Origin of the sequence: Bradyrhizobium sp., assembly GCF_049798375.1 — a bacterium.
In the GTDB taxonomy this organism is placed as follows: domain Bacteria; phylum Pseudomonadota; class Alphaproteobacteria; order Rhizobiales; family Xanthobacteraceae; genus Bradyrhizobium.
Window position 1 is genome coordinate 1 of record NZ_JBARGP010000797.1, and the last position, 6,178, is coordinate 6,178.

The 6,178-nt window shown below is 65.1% G+C and carries 6 protein-coding genes; 4 read left to right on the top strand and 2 right to left on the bottom strand.

The annotated features are described in order from the left end of the window. Window positions 1-273: 273 nt before the first annotated feature. A complete protein-coding gene (locus tag WA702_RS30340) occupies window positions 274-975 on the top strand; it encodes an alpha/beta fold hydrolase (RefSeq protein WP_425114218.1) in 702 nt (233 codons plus the stop codon). A gap of 95 nt (window positions 976-1,070) precedes the next feature. Here WA702_RS30340 and WA702_RS30345 read toward each other — a convergent pair whose 3' ends face one another. Both WA702_RS30345 and WA702_RS30350 read right to left on the bottom strand, forming a co-directional pair. Then, window positions 1,071-1,310: a DUF7660 family protein gene (locus WA702_RS30345; protein ID WP_425114219.1), complete on the bottom strand. Its 240-nt coding sequence runs from the start codon at window positions 1,308-1,310 to the stop codon at window positions 1,071-1,073. A 111-nt stretch (window positions 1,311-1,421) separates the two neighbouring features. Beyond that, window positions 1,422-2,003 carry a TetR/AcrR family transcriptional regulator gene (locus WA702_RS30350; protein WP_425114220.1) on the bottom strand — a complete coding sequence of 194 codons (582 nt, stop codon included), beginning with the start codon at window positions 2,001-2,003 and terminating at the stop codon, window positions 1,422-1,424. Between the two features lie 192 nt (window positions 2,004-2,195). On the opposite strand from WA702_RS30350, the gene WA702_RS30355 reads away from it, so the two are divergent. From WA702_RS30355 to WA702_RS30365, 3 genes are read left to right on the top strand one after another with little or no spacing between them, the layout of a single operon-like run. Next, window positions 2,196-2,693, top strand: a complete 498-nt coding sequence (locus tag WA702_RS30355) for a (2Fe-2S)-binding protein (RefSeq protein WP_425114221.1) — start codon at window positions 2,196-2,198, stop codon at window positions 2,691-2,693. Continuing rightward, entirely contained in the window at window positions 2,690-3,748 is a 1,059-nt protein-coding gene (locus WA702_RS30360; RefSeq protein WP_425114222.1) for an FAD binding domain-containing protein, read from the top strand. Before WA702_RS30355 ends, WA702_RS30360 begins: the two co-directional genes overlap by 4 nt. Then, entirely contained in the window at window positions 3,738-6,002 is a 2,265-nt protein-coding gene (locus WA702_RS30365) for a xanthine dehydrogenase family protein molybdopterin-binding subunit (RefSeq protein WP_425114223.1), read from the top strand. Before WA702_RS30360 ends, WA702_RS30365 begins: the two co-directional genes overlap by 11 nt. Window positions 6,003-6,178: the final 176 nt, after the last annotated feature.

Genomic DNA, 6,178 nt, shown 5'->3' on the forward strand with positions numbered 1-6,178 from the left:
TCCCTCAAGTTCACCGCGCTCCTTTTCGCTCAGCTCGATTAACGCCGCCGACTTGCTCATCGAGACGCCTCCATCCGGATCAAAGGCGATATAATCTCACGAATTATTCGATCGGGACACTAGATCACGATGCGATTACACGGAATCGCATCGCGATCTCATCTCTTTGGTTTGAGCATGATCTTTTCGGAAAACCGGTTTCCACTTTTCCGGATCATGCTCTAATGGCGCGCGCGAGCCACATGTTCGCGGTCGTACAGTGAGGGAATGGCCATGACTGAGATGCTGCCGATCGTGCTGGTGCCCGGCCTCATCTGTTCGCCGCGGATCTGGGCGCCGCTGGTACCGGCGCTGTGGCGGCACGGGCCGGTGACGATCGCCAATCACGTCCGCGACGACAGCATGGCCGCGATCGCCCGCCGCATCCTGCAAGAAGCGCCGCCGCGCTTCGCACTATCGGGCCATTCGATGGGCGGCTACATCGCCTTCGAGATCATGCGCCAGGCGCCGGAGCGCGTGGCCAAGCTCGCGCTGCTCAACACCCAGGCCCGGCCCGACACGCCGGAGGCGACCGCGCGCCGCAGTAGTATGGTCGCCCGCGCCCAAGGCGGTGGTTATCGCACTGTGGTCGACGAGTTCTGGGCGAATTTCGTGCATCCGTCGCGCAGCGGCGACGCGGGCCTGCAGCAGATCGTGCACGACATGGCGGACGACGTCGGCGTAGACGCCTTCTTGCGGCAGCAGAACGCGATCATGACGCGGCCGGATTCGCGGCCCACACTGACGGCAATCCGCTGCCCGACCCTGGTGTTTACCTGCGACACCGACAACACCGTCCCGCCCAAGCTGTCGCAGGAGATGGCTGACGGGATCGCAGGCAGCCGACTCGTGGTGCTGGAGAATTGCGGCCACCTTCCGCAACTGGAGCGAGCGGAGGCGACGGCGCATGCGCTGGTGGAGTGGCTCAGCGGTTAGGCGTAGCCCGAGCAGTCCGTCATGCGAAGCGATACCCATCACGCTTCAGTAGCTTGGGATGATGGGTATCGCTGACGCTCAACCTATCCTACAGATTATTCGTAGATTTTGGCAGCGGACAAAATATCGGCGAAAATCGACCAATCCGGAATTTCGGCGGGCGGTAGTCCTGCATTCCTGCGATAGTGATCCATGGATCGAATCCAGGAAGCCATCGCGTCCAGATAGCTCTCCAGCGTCGGATTTTCCCAGGAATCCGGATCTTGAAGCAGGTCCTGTCTCAGAGACTCAACAAAATCGGCGAGATCTTCCTTCGATTTGACTATCTTTGTCATCAGGGACCAAAAGCATCAGTTTTTAGGATCGGTTGAGCGAAGCGATACCGATCACGCTTCGACGTGCTTGAGATGATGGGTACCACTTTGCTCGACCCATCCTGCGGCACCTCACTTAGTCACCCGCAACCCGTCCACGAACACGTCCAGCAGCCGCAGCACACTGTCCTGCCAGCCGGGCTGGTCGTGCATGTAGCACATCCCGATCAACGCCCGCAGCAGGTCGTCGGCGTTGACGTCGGCGCGGACCTCGCTGGCGTCGACGGCGCGCTTCAAGAGCGCGCCGATGGCGGCGGTGAGATGGCCATAGGAATAGGCCGCGAGTTCCGAGTTTGCGTTCATGACGATCGCGAGCGCGGCCATCATGCCCTTCTTGGTGGCGACGAACTGCACGGTCGAGCGCAGCCAGCGCCGCAGCGCCTCCGTGGGTGACGCCTCGGCCTTGAGCTGTTCGGCGAGTTCGGAGAGCTGCTCGACCTCTCGGCGATAGACCGCCTCGAACAGGTCTTCGCGGGTCGGGAAATGCCGGTAGAGGGTGCCGATGCCGACGCCGGCCTGCCGCGCCACTGCCTCGAGGCTCGCCTCCGGCCCGCCGGCGCTGAACACGATCTTGGCGGCCTCCATCACACGCTCGCGATTTCGGAGCGCGTCGGCGCGCGGTCTGCGGATGCTGTCTTGCGTTTTGGTCGACATCTCACCAGCTCTTGATGAACCCCTCGTAAGGTCCCCTTGCTAAACGGAGGAAACCTCCGTATAAATGGCAGGTCGCCCCGGGGTCAGCAAATCCCTTTCTTCCCCACGGGTGCCGGATCAGCGCGGAGCTCCGGCCCGTAAGGCTAACTCCGCCGTGATCCGATTAGGCCATAGCTTCGATCGGAACAACGCATGAATCTGTCTGTGAGCCTCACCGTTAACGGTGAGCTGCGCACGCTTGCGCTCGACGACCCCCGCATCACCCTGCTCGACCTGCTGCGCGAACGGCTGCAGTTGACCGGCACCAAGAAGGGCTGCGACCGCGGCCAATGCGGCGCCTGCACCGTGCTGGTCGACGGACGGCGCATCAATGCCTGCCTCCAGCTGGTTGCCAGCCTCGACGGCGCCACTGTCCAAACCATCGAAGGCGTCGCGGATGGCGACACGCTACATCCGGTGCAGGCCGCGTTCATCGAACACGATGCGCTGCAATGCGGCTTCTGCACCCCTGGCCAGATCATGAGCACCATCGGTCTAATCAACGAAGGCCAGGCCGGCGCCGAACCGGAGCGAATCCGCGAAGGCCTCTCCGGTAATCTCTGCCGTTGCAGCGCCTATGTCGGCATCGTCGAGGCGGTGCTGGACGCGCAAGCGACCCTCGCCGGCAAAAAGACGGAGCGCGCGGCATGAACCGGTTCGATTATGTGAAGCCGGCCAGCATCGCGGAAGCGATCGCGGCGGCGAGCCAGCCTGGCGCGACCTATCTCGCCGCCGGCACCAATCTGCTCGATTTGATGAAGGGCAATGTGGTCAGGCCAGAGCGGCTGGTCGACATCTCGCGTCTGCCCGAACTCAGTCGGATCGAGCGGCTCGCCAATGGCGACGTGCGGATCGGCGCGCTGGTGCGCAATTCCGACCTCGCCTATGATGCCGTCTTCGCCAAGGATTTTCCGGCGATCGCGGAAGCGCTGCTGTCCGGCGCCTCGGCGCAGCTCCGCAATGCCGCGACCGTCGGCGGCAATCTGCTGCAACGGACGCGCTGCGCTTACTTCTACGACACCGCGTCAGCCTGCAACAAGCGTACGCCCGGCTCGGGCTGCGACGCCCGTCAGGGGGAAAACAGCCAGCATGCCGTGCTCGGCTGGAGCGAGGCCTGCATCGCCACCAACCCCTCGGATTTCTGCGTACCGCTCGCGGCGTTCGACGCGGTGGTCGAGATCGAGGGCAAAGGCGGCCGACGCGAGATCGCGCTGGAGGCCTTGCATCTGCTGCCCAGCACCACACCCGACAAGGAGACCGTGCTGGAGCCGGGCGAAATCATCGTCGCTGTCAGGCTTCCCGCCGCAGCGCGCGCCTTCGCCCATCATGCACGTTACTTGAAGGTGCGCGAACGCACCTCCTACGCGTTCGCCGTCGTGTCTGCCGCGGCCGGCCTCACGATCGAGAACGGCACCATCAAGGAAGCCCGGCTCGCGCTCGGCGGCGTCGCCGCAAAGCCGTGGCGTCCGCACGCGGCTGAAGCCTTGCTCGTTGGCCACACGGCCAACGCGGACAACTATCAACGCGCTGCCGAGGCGGCGCTCGCGGAAGCCAAGCCATCCGGCAACAACGCCCACAAGATTCCGCTCGCCAAGAACCTGATCGTGCGCGCGCTCCATCTCGCGGCCCTAGGCACGCCCGACCGCATGCCGGCGCTGCCCGCCTCGCCTTTCTCCTCTCCGACAGGAGCTCTTCATGACGCTTGAACTCGATCTCACCCGTGACCCCGCCCATATCCGGCACGGCTCGAACATCGGCCAGCCGCTGGCCCGCCGCGACGGCGTGCTGAAGGTCACGGGCCGCGCACGTTACGCCGCCGACAATCATCCGCAGGGCATGCTGTTCGCGGTGCTGGCCGTTGCCAGCATTGCGCGCGGCCGTGTCGCCGCACTCGACATCGAAGCCGCGAAGGCGCATCCCGGCGTGGTCGAGGTGATGACCCAGGCCAACCGGCCGCCACTGGCAGACGATCCCGACGGCAAGCCCAATCCGTTCGCCTTCCGGTTCGAGGCGCTGCAGAACGATCGCGTGCGCTATGCCAACCAGCCGATCGCGGTTGTGATCGCCGAGACACTGGAGGCCGCGACCGAAGGTGCGGCCCTGCTGAGCCCCCGTTACGAGGCCGAGCCGGCGCGCATCGGCCTCGACAACGAGGCTTACATTCCGCCTGTCGTCGGCATGGGCTTCCCGGCGGAAAGCCGCCATGGCGACGTCGACGTGGCCCTGGCCGGTAGCGACAAGACCTTCACCACGATCTACGAGACCCCGCCGCATTATCACAATGCGATGGAGCCGCACGCGATCGTTGCCGAATGGCAGGGAGACAGGCTCGTCATCGATACGCCGACGCAGGGTCTCGCCATGATGCAGGCGCGTCTCGCTGGCCTGCTCGGCATCCCGCCCGAGAACATCCTGATCCGCAGCCCGTATCTCGGCGGCGGCTTCGGCGGCAAGGGCATGATGGCGGGACCGCAGGTGCTCGGCATTCTCGCTGCGAAACTGGCCGGTCGTCCGGTCAAGCTCGTAGTCCGTCGCGAGCAGCTCTATGGTCCGTTCGGCCATCGCTCGCCGACCCGGCAGACGCTGCGGCTTGGCGCAAGCCGCGAGGGCCAGCTATCGGCGATCCATCACCACGCCAGGGTCGTCACCTCGAGCTTCGAGGATTTCTACGAATCGGCGGCGCATCTGACGCATACACTCTATGCGGCGCCGGCGATCGCGACGACCTATGACGCCGTGCGCGCCGACACCGGCACGCCGCTGTTCGTGCGTGCGCCCGGCATCGCGCCGGGGTCGATCGCGCTGGAAAGCGCCATCGACGAGATGGCGGAGGCCTGCGGCATCGATCCGCTCGCCTTCCGGGTCCAGAACTACGCCGAGGTCGAACCCGCCACCGGCAAGCCGTTCTCCTCGAAGGCGCTGCGCGAATGCTACACGCAAGGTGCCGAGCGGTTCGGCTGGTGGGATCGTCCGCTGAAGCCGCGCACGATGCGCGACAAGGACGGCTTTCTGGTCGGCTGGGGCATGGGCACCGCGACCTTTCATGCGCTGATGTTCGCCGGCAATGCGCGCGCAGTAATCCGGCGCGACGGCTCCGGTGCGGTGGAGAGCGGCGCACACGACATGGGCCAAGGCGCGTGGACCGCGTTCGCGCAGATCGCGGCAGATTCGCTCGCGCTCGAGCTCGACCAAGTCGAGTTCAAGGCCGGCACGTCAGACCTGCCGGATGCCGGCATCGCCGGCGGCTCGGCGCATACCGCGACCGTCGGCACCGCGATCCACAATGCCGGTGCTGCCGTGATCGGAAAGCTCGCCGAGCTCGCCACCGCGGATCGGCGCTCGCCGCTCTACGGTGCCGGCAATGCCGGCGTGGTGGCGCGTGGCGGACGGCTGCTCCGGCGTGACGATGAGAGCCGCAGCGAAAGCTATGGCGAGATCCTCGCGCGTGCCGGCCTGGCCGAAATCGACGCGTCCGGAATCGGCGCGCCCGATCAGGCGGCGAATGAGCGCTATGCGATGCACTCGCATGGCGCAGTGTTTGCCGAAGTAAAGGTCGATCCTGATCTTGGGCAGGTCCGCGTCTCCAGGATGATTGGCGCCTTCGCCGCGGGCCGCATCATCAACCCGCGGATGGTGAAGAGCCAGCTGATCGGCGGCATGATCTGGGGCATCTCGTTCGCGCTGCATGAGGAGGCGATCACCGACCACCGCACCGGGCGCATCATGAACGCGAATCTCGGCGAGTATCATGTGCCCGTGAACGCCGACGTCCCCGCGATCGAGGCGTTCACGGTCGAGGAGATCGATCCCCACGTCAATCCGCTCGGCATCAAAGGCGTCGGCGAGATCGGCATCACCGGCTCGGCAGGCGCGGTCGCCAACGCGGTGTGGCACGCGACGGGTGTCCGGGTGCGGCGGTTCCCGATTCGGATCAGCGATCTGGTGCCGAAAGCGAACTGAGAGCCGGCAGACTCAGACGATATCAAGACTAAACCTCGCCCCGAAGGAAGCCTTTGGGGCGAGGTTTTTGCTTGACCTCGCGGCTCGAGAGACGCATGCGCTCACTCGTTGTTAACGCGGCTGTCCCATGGCGGCACGTGGACAACGCTCCGTTAACGCTTCCTTCAGCCTCGCTT